This is a genomic window from Micromonospora sp. CNZ297 (genome assembly GCF_007827625.1).
Window position 1 is genome coordinate 1 of sequence record NZ_VISU01000015.1, and the last position, 15,809, is coordinate 15,809.

13 protein-coding genes are annotated in these 15,809 nt (G+C 72.7%); 5 read left to right on the forward strand and 8 right to left on the reverse strand.

What is annotated here, in order from left to right; genetic code table 11:
* Positions 1-91 precede the first annotated feature (91 nt).
* Both FB454_RS23275 and FB454_RS23280 read right to left on the reverse strand, forming a co-directional pair.
* Positions 92-790: an HAD family hydrolase gene (locus FB454_RS23275; RefSeq protein ID WP_013288912.1), complete on the reverse strand. Its 699-nt coding sequence runs from the start codon at positions 788-790 to the stop codon at positions 92-94.
* Positions 787-1,749 (reverse strand): EamA family transporter, encoded by a 963-nt coding sequence (locus tag FB454_RS23280; RefSeq protein WP_091332117.1) that lies wholly within the window; start codon positions 1,747-1,749, stop codon positions 787-789. Before FB454_RS23280 ends, FB454_RS23275 begins: the two co-directional genes overlap by 4 nt.
* A gap of 72 nt (positions 1,750-1,821) precedes the next feature.
* Here FB454_RS23280 and FB454_RS23285 point away from each other — a divergent pair, with 72 nt between their 5' ends.
* On the forward strand, positions 1,822-2,370 hold the full coding sequence (locus FB454_RS23285) for a CGNR zinc finger domain-containing protein (RefSeq protein ID WP_013288914.1): 549 nt from the start codon (positions 1,822-1,824) through the stop codon (positions 2,368-2,370).
* Here FB454_RS23285 and FB454_RS23290 read toward each other — a convergent pair.
* The 6 genes from FB454_RS23290 to FB454_RS23315 form a co-directional block, all read right to left on the reverse strand.
* Positions 2,334-2,933, reverse strand: a complete 600-nt coding sequence (locus FB454_RS23290) for a GNAT family N-acetyltransferase (protein ID WP_145823481.1) — start codon at positions 2,931-2,933, stop codon at positions 2,334-2,336. The two genes, FB454_RS23285 and FB454_RS23290, sit on opposite strands and share 37 nt — an antisense overlap.
* 54 nt (positions 2,934-2,987) lie before the next feature.
* The gene (locus FB454_RS23295) at positions 2,988-4,388 is read right to left on the reverse strand and encodes a class II fumarate hydratase (RefSeq protein ID WP_145823482.1); all 1,401 of its coding nucleotides are present in this window, start codon (positions 4,386-4,388) and stop codon (positions 2,988-2,990) included.
* 53 nt (positions 4,389-4,441) lie between these two features.
* Entirely contained in the window at positions 4,442-7,423 is a 2,982-nt protein-coding gene (locus FB454_RS23300; RefSeq protein WP_091330663.1) for an AfsR/SARP family transcriptional regulator, read from the reverse strand.
* A gap of 248 nt (positions 7,424-7,671) precedes the next feature.
* Positions 7,672-9,339, reverse strand: a complete 1,668-nt coding sequence (locus FB454_RS23305) for a fumarate hydratase (RefSeq protein WP_145823483.1) — start codon at positions 9,337-9,339, stop codon at positions 7,672-7,674.
* A 76-nt stretch (positions 9,340-9,415) separates the two neighbouring features.
* Entirely contained in the window at positions 9,416-10,852 is a 1,437-nt protein-coding gene (locus FB454_RS23310; protein ID WP_145823484.1) for an outer membrane protein assembly factor BamB family protein, read from the reverse strand.
* A 121-nt stretch (positions 10,853-10,973) separates the two neighbouring features.
* Positions 10,974-11,462 (reverse strand): Lrp/AsnC family transcriptional regulator, encoded by a 489-nt coding sequence (locus tag FB454_RS23315; protein ID WP_013288920.1) that lies wholly within the window; start codon positions 11,460-11,462, stop codon positions 10,974-10,976.
* 140 nt (positions 11,463-11,602) lie between these two features.
* On the opposite strand from FB454_RS23315, the gene hppD reads away from it, so the two are divergent.
* Genes hppD through hisC form a run of 4 tightly spaced genes read left to right on the forward strand, consistent with a single transcriptional unit; the run spans position 11,603 to position 15,716 of the window.
* A complete protein-coding gene (gene hppD / locus FB454_RS23320) occupies positions 11,603-12,808 on the forward strand; it encodes a 4-hydroxyphenylpyruvate dioxygenase (protein WP_013288921.1) in 1,206 nt (401 codons plus the stop codon).
* Between the two features lie 10 nt (positions 12,809-12,818).
* Complete coding sequence (locus FB454_RS23325; protein WP_225319507.1) at positions 12,819-13,523, forward strand: RDD family protein; 705 nt, start codon at positions 12,819-12,821, stop codon at positions 13,521-13,523.
* A gap of 55 nt (positions 13,524-13,578) precedes the next feature.
* Positions 13,579-14,616 carry an RDD family protein gene (locus FB454_RS23330; RefSeq protein WP_145823485.1) on the forward strand — a complete coding sequence of 346 codons (1,038 nt, stop codon included), beginning with the start codon at positions 13,579-13,581 and terminating at the stop codon, positions 14,614-14,616.
* Positions 14,613-15,716 carry a histidinol-phosphate transaminase gene (hisC, locus tag FB454_RS23335; RefSeq protein WP_013475036.1) on the forward strand — a complete coding sequence of 368 codons (1,104 nt, stop codon included), beginning with the start codon at positions 14,613-14,615 and terminating at the stop codon, positions 15,714-15,716. The genes FB454_RS23330 and hisC overlap by 4 nt, the downstream gene beginning before the upstream one ends.
* Positions 15,717-15,809: the final 93 nt, after the last annotated feature.

Sequence of the window (15,809 nt, forward strand, 5' to 3'; positions counted from 1 at the left end):
GTTCTAGCTTGGTCGCTGAACCAACTACCGGAGACCTCTTCAATTAGCGACCACCGCCACGCCCCAACACCGACGCCCTACGAAACACGGCCTAGGCATTCGCGTTCGCCACGGTGGTGAGCACCGTGGACAGTCCGGCGAGCGTGGACACTTCGGCGTCCGGTTCGAGGCCCCGCGGGCGGGGCAGTCCGGCCCGGTTGAGCCAGACGGCACGCAGTCCGGCCCGCTGGGCGGCGGCCACGTCGTGCTCCGGCGAGTCGCCCACGTGGACGATGCGCGCGGCGGGCAGCCCGGACGCCGCCACCACCGCCGTGAAGAACTCCGGCGCCGGTTTCTTGGGCACGCCGCCCTCGTGCGCGTACACCTCGAAGGCGAACTGCCCGGCGAGGCCGCAGCGTTCGGCGCGGCTGTTGCCGTTCGTGGCGAAGCCCAGCACGTGGTGCGGGCGCAGCGCCGCCAGCGCGGGCAGCACGTCGGGGAAGGGGCGGCTCAGCGCGTACCGGCGGGCGAAGAACAACGCCGCGAACTCGTCCAGGTCCGCCTCCAGCCCGGCCCGGGCCAGCGAACGGGCCAGGGCGGCACGCCGGATCTCCTGCACCGGGGCGGCGCTGAGCGCGCCGAAGACCGCACCCCAGTCCCCCTCCAGGTCCGCGAGCGCCACGGCGGCCGCCGCCGGGGTCCGCCGCCGCATCTCGTCGAGTACGGCGACGAGCGCGCCGGTGACCGCCGGGCGCAGGTCGACGAGTGTCTCGTCGGCGTCGAAGACGACGGCGCCGCGCGGCCCGCTCATCGCTCGCCGGTCAGCACCGGCTCGGCCGGCGCAGTCGCCGAGGTGGACGGTGTGCCCCGCAGTTCGTCCGCCCGGACCAGTGCGACGCCGCCCAGGATGAGCGCCCCGCCGGCCAACTGGATCAGGCTGGGCAGTTCGTCGAGCACCAGCCAGGCGATCAGCACCGCGAACATCACCTCGGTCAGCCCCACGAAGGAGGACAGCCGTGCCCCGAGCAGCCGGGTGCCGGCGACACCGGCGAGGTACGCGACCACGGCGGCGATCAGCGACAGCCCGGCGATCGGCACCAGCCAGCTCACCCGGTGCCCGCCGAAGGTGACGTCGGCGGTGCCGGCCGCGAGCGGCAGCGCTCCGATGCCGCCGAGCAGCAGCAGCGCCACCGCGCCGACGGCCATGCCGCCGCTGGCCATCACCACCGAGGGCAGGCCCGCGTCGATCCGCCCGGCGATGACGAAGTATCCGGCCAGCCCGACGCCCGCGCCGAGGCCCCAGAGCACGCCCACCGGGTCGAGTCGTCCGGCGCCGGTGAGGTCGAGGACGAGCCCCAGCCCGCACAGGGCGGTGACCGAACCGGCCACCGTGAGCAGCCGGGGGCGCTGACCGTGGACCAGCCACATCCATCCGACCACGAGCACGATGCCGAGGTATTCGAGCAGGAGCGCCACGCCGACCGGGAGGTAGCGGACCGCGTTGAAGAAGCACGCCTGCGCCGTGGCCACGCCGAGCAGCCCGAACAGCACCACGCTTCCCGCGTTGCGGCGCAGCACTGTCCACCTGCCGCGCAGCGCCAGCACGGCGGGCACGGCGAGCACCAGCGCGGCGATGCCGACCCGGGCGATCACCACGGCGACCGCCGACCACTCGCCGGTGATCAGCGGGCGGGCGAAGGTGCCCGAGGTGGCGAACGTGATCGCGGAGAGCAGTGCCAGGCCGAGCCCGACGCTTGACCGTTCACGCATCGGCATCTCCTGGTCATGAGTCAAGGGAGGTTATGCTGATGACGCTAGGCGTAGCCTCCGACAGGAGTCAAGTTGCTTTTCGCCCATGACACCGAATGCGCGCTGGTCAGCGTCGCCGCACTGGTGAACACCGCCGGCGACGACCGGGAAGGGCTGCCCGACGTGGCCGCCCTGGACGCCTTCTTCACCGCCCACGGGTGGAGCGGCCGGCACGAGCACACCGACGCCGAACTGCGCCAGGTCCGCGCGCTGCGGCCCCGGCTGCGCCGCATCTGGTACGCCGACACCGACGAGGTGGTGACGATCGTCAACACGCTGCTGCGCGAGTCGCACGCGCTGCCGCAGCTCGTCCGGCACGACGACGAGCCGTACCATCTGCACGCCGTGCCGCGGGACGCGCCGCTGGCGACCCGGATGGCGGTCGAGGCCGCGATGGCGATGGCCGACCTGGTCCGGATGGGCGAGCTGAGCCGGCTGCGGCACTGCGACCACCCGGACTGCGACAACGTGCTCGTCGACCTGTCCCGGAACCGGTCCCGCCGGTTCTGCGACGCCGGGTGCGGCAACCGGGCCGCGGTGAGCGCCTACCGGGCCCGCAGGGCCGCCGCGTCCCACTCCTGACGCGTCGCGGGCCAGGCGTCGCGGCGCAGCTCGTACTCCACCTCGCCGTGCTCCGTACCCGGGATCGGGTCGTCGAAGGCCAGATGGAAGGTGCGGACGTAGCGCAACCCGGCGCGGGCCATGACCGCGCGGGAGCGGTCGTTGACGGCCATCGTCTGGGCCCACACCCGGCAGACGCCGACCGTGTCGAACGCGTGCCGCACCAGCGCCCGCGCGCCCTCGGTGGCCAGCCCGTGTCCCCACGTCGCGCGGCGCAGCCGGTAGCCCAGCTCCGCCTCGCCGCCGTCGTCGGACGGGTCGAGCGAGTGCCAGCCGAGGAACTCTCCGGTGAACCGGTCGAGCGTCGCCCAGCGGCCGAGCCCGGGATGCCGGGCGTACTGCGCGAGCACCCGGGGCAGCACCTCGTCCCGGTACGTCCCGGCCGGGGTCGGCGCGCCGCCGGTCAGGAAGCGCATGACCTCCGGATCGGCGTCCAGCGCCACCAGCCGATCCACGTCGTCCATCGTGAACCGGCGCAGCGTCAGCCGCGCGGTCTCCAGCAACACACCGCCGTCGTCACGCACGGTCGGATCATGCCGCGCCCACTGTGACGGGTCGAGGCAATTACCGGCGGCGGCTCAGGGGTGGGTCATCCGGAGCAGGTCCAGGGCCTCGTCCAGCTGGGTCTCGGTGAGCTTGCCCGAGTCGACGTGCCCCCGGGCGATCACCACCTCGCGGATGGACACCTGCTTGGCCAGCGCCTCCTTGGCGATCGAGGCGGCCTCGTCGTACCCGAGGTGGCGGTTGAGCGGGGTGACGATCGACGGTGAGCCCTCCGCGTACGCCAGGCAGACCTCGGCGTCAGCGACCAGGCCGGCCACCAGCCGCTCGGCGAACAGGCGGCTGGACGCGGCGATCAGCTTGATCGACTCCAGCAGGTTGCGGCCCATCACCGGGAGCATCACGTTCAGCTCGAAGTCGCCCTGCGACCCGGCGAAGGCCACCGCGGCGTCGTTGCCGATCACCTGGGCGCAGACCTGCCGCATCGCCTCGGCCACCACCGGGTTCACCTTGCCCGGCATGATCGACGACCCCGGCTGGAGGTCGGGGATGCGCAGCTCACGCAGCCCGGCGCGAGGGCCGGAGCCCATCCAGCGCACGTCGTTGGCGATCTTGTAGAGGCCGACCGCGATGGTACGGAGCTGGCCGGACGTCTCCACCAGCGCGTCCCGGGCGCCCTGCGCCTCGAAGTGGTTGCGCGCCTCGGTCAGCGGCAGCCCGGTCGACTCCCGCAGCTTGCCGATCACCCGGTCGGCGAAGCCCAGCGGCGTGTTGATGCCGGTGCCCACAGCGGTGCCACCCAGCGGCAGCTCGGCCAGCCGGGGCAGCGCCGACTCCAGCCGCTCGACGCCGTAGCGCACCTGCGCGGCATACCCGCCGAACTCCTGCCCGAGCGTGACCGGCGTGGCGTCCATCAGGTGGGTACGCCCCGCCTTGACCACCGTCTCGAACTCGGCCGCCTTCTCCACCAGCGCGCCCGCGAGCTGCTTCAGCGACGGGATCAGATCCTCCACCACGAACTGGGTGGCGGCCAGGTGGATCGAGGTGGGGAAGACGTCGTTGCTGGACTGCGACGCGTTGACGTGGTCGTTCGGGTGCACGTCACGGCCCAGCTCGCGGCTCGCCAGGGTGGCGATCACCTCGTTGGTGTTCATGTTGGACGACGTGCCGGAACCGGTCTGGAACACGTCCACCGGGAACTGGTCGTCGTAGCCGCCCTCGGCGACGTGCGCGGCGGCGGTGGCGATCGCCTGCGCCACGTCCGCGTCGATCACCCCCAGCTCACCGTTCACCAGGGCCGCCGCCCCCTTGATCTGCGCCAGGGCCTTGATCTGGGCCGGTTCCAGCCCGCGCCCCGAGATCGGGAAGTTCTGCACCGCGCGCTGGGTCTGCGCCCGCCACAGCGCCTCGGCGGGCACCTCCACCTCGCCCATCGAGTCGCGTTCGGTCCGGTAGCCGGTCGCCTCTGGAGTCGTCACGCGTTCCATCCTGCCGCGCCACCGGTCGGTGTGCAGGGAAAGTGGCGCGGCCCTCAGCCCAGCTCGGCGAGCAGCCTCTCGGTCTCCCGCCGGTCCGGCGACTCGACCTGGCGGAACAGCGCCAGCGCCCGCCCGGCGTACCGGCGGGCCTGGTCGGGGTCGGTGTGACGCAGGCAGCGGGCCATGCCGTCGAGCGCGCAGGCCTGCTCGTAACGGGCGCTGAGCCGGGTGGCGTCGGTGAGCACCCGGCGGTGCAGGTCCAGCGCGCTGGCGACGTCCCCCTGGTCCAGCATCGCCCGGGCCAGCAGGTTCCGGGACGCACACTGCCCGCCCAGATCCCCGGCGTCGTTCATCGCCATCAAGGCCTCCCGATGCAGCGCGGCGGCCTGCTCCGGCCGGCCCTCCTCGCGCTCCATCATGCCCAGCTCGTTGAGCAGCTCGCCCTCGCCGTAGCGGTTGCCGATCTTGCGCTTCAACGTCAGACCGGTACGCAGGAGCCGCCGGGCCGGTCCACGCTCGCCGCGCCGGTGCCGGACCATGCCCAGGTGGCCGACGGCGTTGCCGAGCTGACGCGGGTCGCCGACCTGCCGGGCGAGCGCCAGATGGTGGCGGCACTTCCGCAGGGCCTCGTCGTACCGCCCGGACCACATCAGGCAGAGCGAGAGGTTGTTCAGCATGTTGGTCAGCGCGAACGGATCGTCCAGCCGGCGGGCGAGCGCGGCAGACGCGTCGTACATCTCGATGGCCTGCCTGTGGTGCCCGTCCACCGCGTAGGCCGTGCCGAGGTTGTCGAGCGCCTTCCGCAGCTCGACCGGCCGGTCGAGCCGCCGGTAGATGCCGACCACCACCTCCATCCGCCGGATCACCTCGGCGAAGCGCGCCCGGCGGTAGTCGGCCGACGCGAGATAGTTGTGCATCGTCGCCACGGCCTCGTCGTCGCCCAGACGCTCGGCGGCCCGCAGGCCGATCTGGTGCGTCTCGATCAGGTCGTCGAGGTGACCGCCGTAGAAGTTGACGGTCCAGCCCACCCGGGCCAGCTGCCAGCTCTGCCGGAGGAAACCCTCGGCCTCCGCCAACCGGACCAACGCGGTCAGCGTCGACCGGTTCTCCTCCAGCCACGGCCGGCCGAGAACGACGGTGGCCGCCACCAGGTCGGGCCGTACCGGCTCCGATCGGGCGAAAATGCCGTGCGGAGCGGTCTGCTCCAGAGTCAGCGCGATGGCGGCGGCGACGTGCAGGTGATGATCGAGCAGCCGGGCGATCGCCGCCCGCCGCTCGTCGCCGGTCTCGCGCTCCGCCCCGAGCGTGTGGGCGTACTCCCGGATGAGGTCGTGCAACCGGTACCGGCCGGGTTCCACCTCCTCGACGAGGTGCGCGTCGACCAGTTCGTCGAGTGCGTCCTGCGCCTCCGACAGCGGCAGCTCCGCGAGCACGGCCGCCACCCGGTTGTCGATGCGGCTGCCCGGGTGGAGTCCGAGCAGCCGGAACACCCGCTGCACCACCGGCGGCACCTGCTCGTACGACAGCGCGAAGGCACGCGCGACCGAGCGCTCCCCGACGGTCAGCTCCGCCAGGGGATCGGCCGCCCCGGCCAGGCGTTCGGCCAGGTCGGCCATCCGCCACCGCGGCCGGTGCGCGAGCCGCGCCCCGGCCAGCCGCAGCGCGAGCGGAAGGTGTCCGCAACGGCGCGCCACCTCCGCCGCCGCCTCCGGCTCGGCGTCGACCCGTTCCGCGCCGGCCACCCGGGCCAGCAGCTCGACCGCCTCGTCGGCATCGAGTACCGGCAGGGAGGTGGGCCGCCCCGCGTCCACGCCGACCAGCCTGCGGCGGCTGGTGATCAGCACGGTGCAGTCCCGCCCGTTGGGCAGCAGCGGGACGACCTGCGCGGCGTCCGCGGCGTTGTCGAGCACCACCACGGCCCGCCGGTCGGCCAGTTCGGAACGCCACATCGCCAGCCGGCCCGCCAGGTCGGCCGGAACCCGCTCGGCCGGCACACCGAGCTGCTGGAGCAGGATGGCCGCCGCAGCGGCAGTGCTCAGCGGGCTGCGGTCGCTGTGCCCGTGCAGGTCGACGAAGAGCTGCGCGTCGGGGAACCGGTCGACGAGCGCGCTCGCCACCTGAACGGCCAGTGTGGTCTTGCCGCTGCCGGCCATACCGTCCAGGAGCTGGACCCGGCTTCCCTCCTCGGCGACCTCCTTGACCAGCCGGGCCACGGTCTGCTGGCGCCCGGTGAAGTCGCTGATCGCCCGGGGCAGCGCCCGGACCGGCGCGGTGACCCGGCTCTCCGGCACGCCCAGCACCAGGTCGCCGCCGAGCACCCGCTGGTGCAACTCCTGCAACGCCGCGCCGGGCTCGATGCCCAGCTCCTCGGCGTAGATCCGGCGGCCCTCCCGGTAGACGGCGAGCGCGTCCGCCTGCCGGCCGACCGCCGAGAGAGCCAGCATCAGCTGCCCTCGCAGCCGTTCCCGCAGCGGGTTGTGCTCGACCGCCTCGGTCAGCTCGTCGACCAGTTCGGTCCCCCGGCGCAGCCGCAACTCGACGTCGACGCAGTCCTCCAGCACGGCGAGCCGCTGCTCGTCGAGCGCCTGGGCCCGCAGTCGCACCAGCCGGGCCGGGATACCGGCGAGCGCCGGACCGCGCCACAGCGCCAGCGCCGCCCGATAGTGACGGCGGGCCTCGGCAAACCGGCCGGCGGCGGCCTCGGCGCGGGCCGTCTCCACGGCCCGGGCGAACATGTCGGCGTCGAGGTCGTCCGGCTCGATCCGGATGCCGTAGCCCGCCGGGTCGGTGACGATGGTCCCGGCCGGCAGCCCGAGCGCCGCGAACCGCTGCCGCAGTCGCGACACACAGATCTGGAGCTGGGTCCGCGCGGTCGCCGGGGGACGCTCCTCCCAGACGGCGTCGACCAGATCCTCCACCGGCACCACCCGGCCGGGGCGCAGCAACAGCATGGCGAGCACGGTGCGATCCCGGCCCGCGGTGACGGTGGCTTCGCCGCCGCCGACCCGCAAGGGCCCCAAGATCCCGAATCGCATCCGCGCCCCCGCCTGCCGCCATGCAACTTCCAGCAGCGTAGCCCGGCGGTCACCGAGCGGCGCGGCGAGGCGATAGCGATCCGATAGCGACGGCGCACAGACTCGTCACCGGTTGTCGGTGACGACATCCGACGGGGGCGGTGCGCCTGTCCGGCCACCCTGCCGGGCAGGCGCACCGATGTCGATGCATGACGAACACGCCGAGGGGCGCCCGGACCATCCCGGGCGCCCCTCGTGTACGTCTGCCGTCAGCGCCGGCCGACGGTGAGGACCGGCTTGGTGACCTCGGCGAAGAAGTCGTTGCCCTTGTCGTCGACGACGATGAAGGCGGGGAAGTCCTCCACCTCGATCTTCCAGACCGCTTCCATGCCCAGCTCGGCGTACTCGAGCACCTCGACGTGCTTGATGCAGTCCTGCGCCAGGCGGGCGGCCGGGCCGCCGATCGAGCCGAGGTAGAAGCCGCCGTGGGCCTGGCAGGAGCGGGTGACCTGGGCGGACCGGTTGCCCTTCGCGAGCATCACCATCGAGCCGCCGGCCGCCTGGAACTTCTCCACGTACGCGTCCATCCGGCCCGCCGTGGTGGGACCGAACGAGCCGGAGGCGTAGCCCTCGGGGGTCTTCGCCGGGCCGGCGTAGTAGACCGCGTGGTCGCGGAGGTATTGCGGCATCGGCTCGCCCGCGTCCAGCCGCTCGGCGATCTTCGCGTGCGCGATGTCCCGGGCCACGACGAGCGGGCCGGTCAGCGACAGCCGGGTCTTCACCGGGTACTTCGACAGCTCGGCCCGGATCTCGTCCATCGGCCGGTTCAGGTCGACGCGGACGACCTCCTCGGTCTCCAGCGTCTCGTCGGTGACGTCGGGCAGGTAGCGCGCCGGGTCGGTTTCGAGGCGCTCCAGCCAGACGCCCGACGGGGTGATCTTCGCCACCGCCTGCCGGTCGGCCGAGCAGGAGACCGCGATCGCCACCGGGCAGGAGGCGCCGTGCCGGGGCAGCCGGACCACCCGTACGTCGTGGCAGAAGTAGCGCCCGCCGAACTGAGCGCCGATGCCGAAGTTGCGGGTCAGCTCCAGCACCTCGGCCTCCAGCTCCAGGTCACGGAAGCCGTGCGCGCTCATCGAGCCCTCGGTGGGCAGCGCGTCGAGGTACTTCGCGGAGGCGTACTTCGCGGTCTTCAGCGCGTACTCGGCGGAGGTGCCGCCGATGACGATCGCCAGGTGGTAGGGCGGGCAGGCCGCGGTGCCGATGAGCCGCAGCTTCTCCTCCAGGAACTGCATCATCCGCGTGGGGTTCAGCAGCGCCTTGGTCTCCTGGTAGAGGTAGGACTTGTTGGCCGAGCCGCCACCCTTGGCCATGAAGAGGAACTTGTACGCGTCAGCGTGGCCGTCCGGGTCCTCGGCGTACAGCTCCACCTGGGCGGGCAGGTTGCTGCCGGTGTTCCGCTCGTCCCACATGGTCAGCGGGGCGAGCTGCGAGTAGCGCAGGTTCAGCCGGGTGTACGCCTGGTAGACGCCGCGCGAGATCGCCTCCGCGTCGGTGCCGTCGGTGAGCACGTGCCGGCCGCGCTTGCCCGTCACGATCGCGGTGCCGGTGTCCTGGCACATCGGCAACACGCCGCCGGCCGCGATGTTGGCGTTGCGCAGCAGGTCGAGCGCGACGAAGCGGTCGTTCGGCGAGGCCGCCGGATCATCGATGATCGCGCGGAGCTGAGCCAGGTGGGCCGGGCGCAGGAAGTGGGCGATGTCGTGCATCGCCTCGGCCGTCAGCGCGGTCAGCGCGCCCGGATCCACTGTGAGGAACCGGCGGCCCCCGGGGCCGTTGACGACGTCCACGCCCTCGTCGGTGACCAGGCGGTATTCGGTCTGGTCGGGACCGGTCGGCAGCAGGGGTGCGTACGAGAAGGCGGCGGCACTGCTCATGACCGAAAAGCCTAGGGCAGAGCTGTCGATCGGTGGCACCCGCAGGTCGGTCCTGGGACGACGCTCTCACCCGCTGTCACTTGCCGTCGGCGCAGAGTTCCCGTTTCGGTCCGCAACTTCCCTGGTCGCTGGGTGACCGCCAGCTGCCTCCGGGGTCCGGCGCCACCGGCGCGCCGTCCTGGCCCGGCCCCGGCGCCTCGGACGTGCCGGCGCCCCAGCGGACGTACCCGATCTCCCGCCCCTCGCCGATGATCATGCCGTTCGGGCCGACCGCCAGCGCGTTCGCCGAGGTACGCAGCTCGACCAGCACCCGGCCCTCCCGCGGCTCGACCGCGATCAGCCGCGACGGCTTCTCCTCGCTGATCACCGCCGCGTACGGGGTGAGCGCCGCACCGCTCTTGCCGCCCGCCGGCCGGGTCCAGCGGGTCCGGTCGGCCGACAGTTCCCGCCCGAGCAGCGAGCCCTTGTCGGCGCTGCGCACCACGGCGTACCGGTCGTCCACGGCGAGCAGCTTCTCGCCGTCCGCGCCGACCTGAAGCAGCCGGCCGTCGTACCCGTCGAGCACCGCCTCACGCCCGTCCGGGGCGACCCCGATGATCACGTTGCGCCCGCCCTGCGGATCCTCCCGCTGCACGCAGCCGGCGTAGTCGGCGGTGCGCAGGTTGATCCCGGTACGCCGCCACACCTGCTGACCGGTGGCCGGGTCCACGGCGGTCACGGCGTAGTAGCAGCTCCCGTCGCGGGAGGTGGCCGCGATCCGCAGCAGCCGGCCGCCGACCACCGCGAGCCGCTCCTCGCGGCCGGGCTGGACGTTCTGGAGCACCCGGCCGGTGGCGGTGTCCACCACGTGCACCCGCCCGTCGACCGGGAAGCCGAGCAGCGGCGGGACGGACTCCGGCCCGGCCACCCCGCCGTCGATCCGGGTGGCGCCGAGCCGCCGGGTGCCCAGTAGTTCCGGGTTGTCGGCGAGCACGCCGCTGTGCACGCCGGGCAGGAATGCGCTCCACAGCGGAGCGGTGCCGCGCGGCTCCCAGGCGCGCAGCGTGCAGTCGGTGGCCTGCACGCAGTACGCGTCCAGCAGCAGGTTCCGGTAGGTCCAGACGGCGATCGCGCGGTCGTCGCGGCGGCGGGTCACGCCGCTGACCGGGTCGAGCACCTCGTACCCCTTGTCGAGCAGCCGGCCCACGGCGACGACCGACTCCCGGCCGCTGCCCGCGACCGCCGACCAGTCGGCCTTGCGCTCCCACAACTGGCCGCCGTCGGCGAGGTTGCGCGCCTCGATGCGGGTGCGCTGCTCGACGATCACTGTGTCGCCGGCGATGGTGACGCTGCGCGGCGTGCCGCCGACGCGCTGCTGCCAGACCACGTCCGGCTCGGAGATCGGCTTGCTGCGGTCGACCCAGTCCCACAGGGCCGGGAACGGGTTCCAGACGCCTGTCGCGGCGAGTACGACCACGGTGACGAGCCCGAGCAGCAACCAGCCGCGTACCCCTAGGCCCTTCACACCGCACACGGTAGCGACGATCACCGGTCCCCCGGGCCGCGTGCGGTGCGTGTCGCGGCGCTTCTTGGGCGGTCCGGGGTGTTAATAAGGGGCCCTTCCACCTCCGGAGGCGTTAACAGGGGGCCCTTCCTTACCCGCGGGCGGCGGAGCGGACCAGCGGCAACGTCCGGTACGGGATCTGCTCGGCCAGCGCGATGATGGTGGATGCGCGCCGGATGCCCTCCGAGGCGACGATCTGGTCGATGACCCGCTGGAGGTCGGTGTTCGACCGGGCGACGATCCGGCAGAGCAGGTCGCTGGAGCCGGTGATGGTGTGCGCCTCCAGCACCTCGGGGATCGCGGCCAGGTGCGCGGTGACCTGGTCGTGGCCGTGCCGCTGGCTGATCTCCAGGGTGACGAAGCTGGTCACCCCGAAGCCGATCGCGGCGGGGGTGATGTCCGGCCCGAACCCGGTCACCACGCCCCGGCCGACGAGCTTGTCGAGCCGGGCCTGGACCGTGCCGCGGGCCACGCCGAGGCGGCGGGAGCACTCCAGCACGCCGATCCGGGGCTCCTCCGCGAGCAGTTCGATCAAGCGAGCGTCCAGCTCGTCGAGCTGTACATCCTGACCAGTGTTCATGGTGTCTCACCGTACCGAATGCACAACCTGACCAGGAATAACGTCAACTGTTGCCCAACTCACTGCGGTCCGTAGATCCTCGCCGGAAGAGCACATCCACGGCGGCCCACGAGGCCGGCCGGTACGCGAGGGAGGCCACCATGACCCAGGCGATCGACCGACCCCAGTCGACCGAGGAGGTCGACGTCGACGCTCTCGTCGGCGCAGTCGACCACGACATCACCCGCGACCCGTTCCCGGTCAAGGGCATGGACCACGTCCACTTCCTGGTGGGCAACGCCAAGCAGGCCGCGCACTACTACTCCACCGCGTTCGGCATGACGTGCGTGGCGTACCGGGGGCCGGAGCAGGGCTACCGCGACCACGCGCAGTACGTGCTGACCAGCGGTTCGGCCCGCTTCGTGCTGACCGGCGCGGTCCGCCCGGACGCCGACGGCGCCGAGCACGTGGCGAAGCACAGCGACGGCGTCTCCGACATCGCGCTGGAGGTGCCGGACGTGGACGCCGCGTACGCGCACGCCGTGGCGCAGGGCGCGACCGGCCTGGTCGAGCCGCACGACGTCAGCGACGAGCACGGCACCGTCCGGATGGCGTCCATCGCCGCGTACGGCGACACCCGGCACAGCCTGGTCGACAGGTCCCGCTACACCGGCCCGTTCCTGCCCGGCTTCGTCGCTCGCGGCCCGATCGTGGACCGGCAGCCGATGATCGACGCCGGCCTCCAGCCGAAGCGGTTCTTCCAGGCGGTCGACCACGTGGTCGGCAACGTGGAGCTGGGCCGGATGGACGAGTGGGTCGAGTTCTACAAGCGCGTCATGGGCTTCTCGAACATGGCGGAGTTCATCGGCGACGACATCGCCACCGACTACTCGGCGCTGATGAGCAAGGTCGTCGCCAACGGCACCCGCAAGGTGAAGTTCCCGCTCAACGAGCCGGCCGTGGCCCGCAAGAAGTCGCAGATCGACGAGTACCTGGAGTTCTACCAGGGCCCCGGCGCCCAGCACATCGCCGTGGCCACCAACGACATCCTGGCCAGCGTGGACGCCATGCGCGCCGCGGGTGTCGAGTTCCTGGACACCCCGGACTCGTACTACGAGGACCCGGAGCTGCGCGCCCGCATCGGCAACGTCCGGGTGCCGATCGAGGAGCTTCAGTCCCGCAAGATCCTGGTCGACCGGGACGAGGACGGCTACCTGCTCCAGATCTTCACCAAGCCGGTGCAGGACCGCCCCACCGTCTTCTTCGAGCTGATCGAGCGGCACGGCTCGCTCGGCTTCGGCAAGGGCAACTTCAAGGCCCTGTTCGAGGCGATCGAGCGCGAGCAGGAGAAGCGCGGGAACCTGTAACACTGTCCGCGTGACCCAGCCTCCTCCGAACCCGATGCCGCCGCCCGCCGGACATCCAGCCGCGGGCGGCGGCTTCGCGCCGCCCGGCGGACCGGCGGTGCCCGCGCAGCACGTTCCCCCGGGGTACGCCGGCCCGCCCGGCTACCCGCCGCCCGGTTACCCCCCACCCGGGTACGCCCCGGCGCCCGTCCCGCCCCCGGTGGCGCCGAACGGGCAGCCGCTGGCGGGCTTCGGCGACCGGTTGCTCGCCTACCTGATCGACACCGCCGTCGCCATGGCGGTGACGATGGCGCTGTTCGTGCCGGTGTTCTTCCTCGTCTTCTTCCGGATGATCGACGAGATCGAGCAGGCCGGGCCGAACGGTCCCGACGCGGTCGAGGTCTGGACGAGCGTGTTCCTGCCGCTGCTCGCCGCCGAGCTCGGGGTCCTGCTGCTGATGCTCGCCTTCTACTGGGTCTACCACGTCGAGTACGCCCGCCGGACCGGGCAGACGCTCGGCAAGAAGGTGATGAAGCTGCGGATCGTGCCGGTGCAGCCGGACGCCGCGCTGACCCGGGGCATGCTCGGCAAGCGCTGGGCCGTCGAGTTCGCCGGCGGGATGTTCGTGCCGTTCCTCAGCTACCTCGACGGTTTCTGGCAACTGTGGGACAAGCCCTGGCAGCAGTGCCTCCACGACAAGTTCGCCGGTACGGTCGTCGTTAAGGTTGGCCCGTGAGCGCGAGGAGTGAGCCGGGTCTGCGAGCCCCGCAGTCGGGAACTAGGACGGCATCGTGAGTTTGGAACCCGGCTGGTACGTCGACCCCGCCGACACGGAGACCCGCAGGTGGTGGGACGGCGAGGGCTGGATCGGCGCGCCGATCCCGGTCGACGTCACCCCGCCCGACGGCCCGCCGCCCCCCGAACCGGAGCCCGCGCCGGCCACCCCGACGCCGGCCGCCGAACAGCAGGCCGCCGGTCCCGGCGGCCGCCCCGACGCGGCTTCGACGTCCGGCGCGCCCGGCCGGCCGGGCCCGTGGCCGGGACAGCCGGGTCAACCGGGTCAGCCCGGCCAGGCCGGCCCGTGGCCGGGACAGCCGGGTCAACCGAACCCGTGGCCAGGTCAGCCGGTTCAGCCGGGTCAGCCCGGGCAGCCGGGACAGGCCGGGCCGGGCATGCAGGGACCGCCACCGGGCTGGCCGTACCCGCACTGGCCGGGCGCACAGCCGATCCCCCGCCCACACGGACTGCCGCTGGCGTCGTACGGCGCCCGGCTGGTCGCGCGCCTGATCGACTTCGGCGTGGTGTTCCTGCTCAACGCCGTTGTCAACGGCTGGTTCGTCTGGCGCTACGTCGAGGCCGTCTCCCCGTACCTGCGTGAATCGGTGCGCCGGGCGCTCAACGGCGACACGTCCACCGAAGGGCTGCCTCAGATCGACGACCAGGCCGGCGGCCTCCAGATCGCCATTCTCGTGATCGCCACCGCGCTCTGGTACGCGTACGAGGTGCCGTCGATGGCGGCGCGCGGTCAGACCTTCGGCAAGCGGCTGATGGGCATTCGCGCGCTGCCGGTCGAGGCGGACCAGCCGCTCGGCTTCGGCCGGGCCACCCGGCGCTGGAGCACGCTCGGCCTGCCGACGCTGCTCTGGTACTGCTGCGGGCTGGGTCTGCTGCTCCAGCTCATCGACGCGATCTCGCCCCTGTTCGACCACCCGCTGCGCCAGGCCCTGCACGACAAGCGGGCGCAGACGGTGGTGGTCCAGCTCCCCCGCAAACGTGACACCGGTACCGCCCCGCCCGAGAGCGCCGACACCCCGGGAGACACCCCATGACCGAGACCGGACGCCACCAGCCTGCGCCGCGGCTCACCCGCGCCGACCTGGACGCGCTGCCCAACTACGTGCCCGGCCGCAGCCCCGCCGACCTGGCCCGGGAGCTGGGCCTGGCCGAGGCGATCAAGCTGGCCAGCAACGAGGTGCCGTACGGCCCGCTGCCGGGTGTGGTGGAGGCGGTCGCCGAGGCGGTCGCCGGTTCGCACCGCTACCCGGACATGGGCGTGGTGGCGCTGCGCCAGGCGCTCGCCGAGCGGTACGGCGTGGACGCCGACCGGATCGCCACCGGCTGCGGTTCGGTGGCGCTGGCCGAGCACCTGGTCCGCGCCACCTGCCTGCCCGGTGACGAGCTGCTCTACTCGTGGCGCTCCTTCGAGGCGTACCCGATCATCGCGGCGACCAGCGGCGCGACAAGCGTGCGGGTGCCGAACGACGCCGGCCACGGCCACGACCTGGACGCGATGGCGGCGGCGGTGACCGACCGGACCCGGATGGTCCTGGTCTGCAACCCGAACAACCCCACCGGTACGGCGGTGCGCCGGGCCGAGCTGGACCGCTTCCTCGACGCGATGCCGGACGACGTGCTCGTGGTGATCGACGAGGCGTACCGGGAGTTCGTCACCGACCCGGAGGTGCCGGACGGCCTGACCTACCTGGACCGGCCGAACGTGGCGGTGCTGCGCACGCTGTCCAAGGCGTGGGGCCTGGCCGGTCTGCGGATCGGCTGGCTGGTCGCGGCGCCGGAGGTGGCCGCCGCAGTGCGCAAGGTGGTCACCCCGTTCTCCACCAGCATGGCCGCCCAGGCCGGCGCGCTGGCCGCGCTCGCGCAGGCCGACGAGGTGGAGCGGCGCTGCGCGCTGGTCGTGGCCGAGCGGGACCGGGTCACCGAGGCGCTGCGCAAGTTCGTCCCGGACGTGCCGGACAGCCAGGCCAACTTCGTCTGGCTGCCGCTGGGCGACCGGGCGGTGGAGTTCGGCCGGGCGTGCGAGGCGCGTGGCGTGATCGTGCGCCCGTTCCCGGGCGACGGCGTCCGGGTCACCATCGGCACCCCGGCCGAGAACGACGCGTTCCTGGCCGCCGCCGAGGCCGCGCTGGCCTGACCGGGCGCGCCCGGCGCCGGTCCGTCAACCCCCTACGGACCGGCGCCGGGCGTCTTCGTCCGACCGATCAGACAAGAGCACTATAGGTGCTTT

Coding starts and splice junctions, on each gene's coding strand:
- FB454_RS23275 (WP_013288912.1), bottom strand. CDS start 790: ATGAGCGGGCCGCGCGGCGCCGTCGTCTTCGACGCCGACGAGACACTC.
- FB454_RS23280 (WP_091332117.1), bottom strand. CDS start 1,749: ATGCGTGAACGGTCAAGCGTCGGGCTCGGCCTGGCACTGCTCTCCGCG.
- FB454_RS23300 (WP_091330663.1), bottom strand. CDS start 7,423: ATGCGATTCGGGATCTTGGGGCCCTTGCGGGTCGGCGGCGGCGAAGCC.
- FB454_RS23305 (WP_145823483.1), bottom strand. CDS start 9,339: ATGAGCAGTGCCGCCGCCTTCTCGTACGCACCCCTGCTGCCGACCGGT.
- FB454_RS23315 (WP_013288920.1), bottom strand. CDS start 11,462: ATGAACACTGGTCAGGATGTACAGCTCGACGAGCTGGACGCTCGCTTG.
- hppD (WP_013288921.1), top strand. CDS start 11,603: ATGACCCAGGCGATCGACCGACCCCAGTCGACCGAGGAGGTCGACGTC.
- hisC (WP_013475036.1), top strand. CDS start 14,613: ATGACCGAGACCGGACGCCACCAGCCTGCGCCGCGGCTCACCCGCGCC.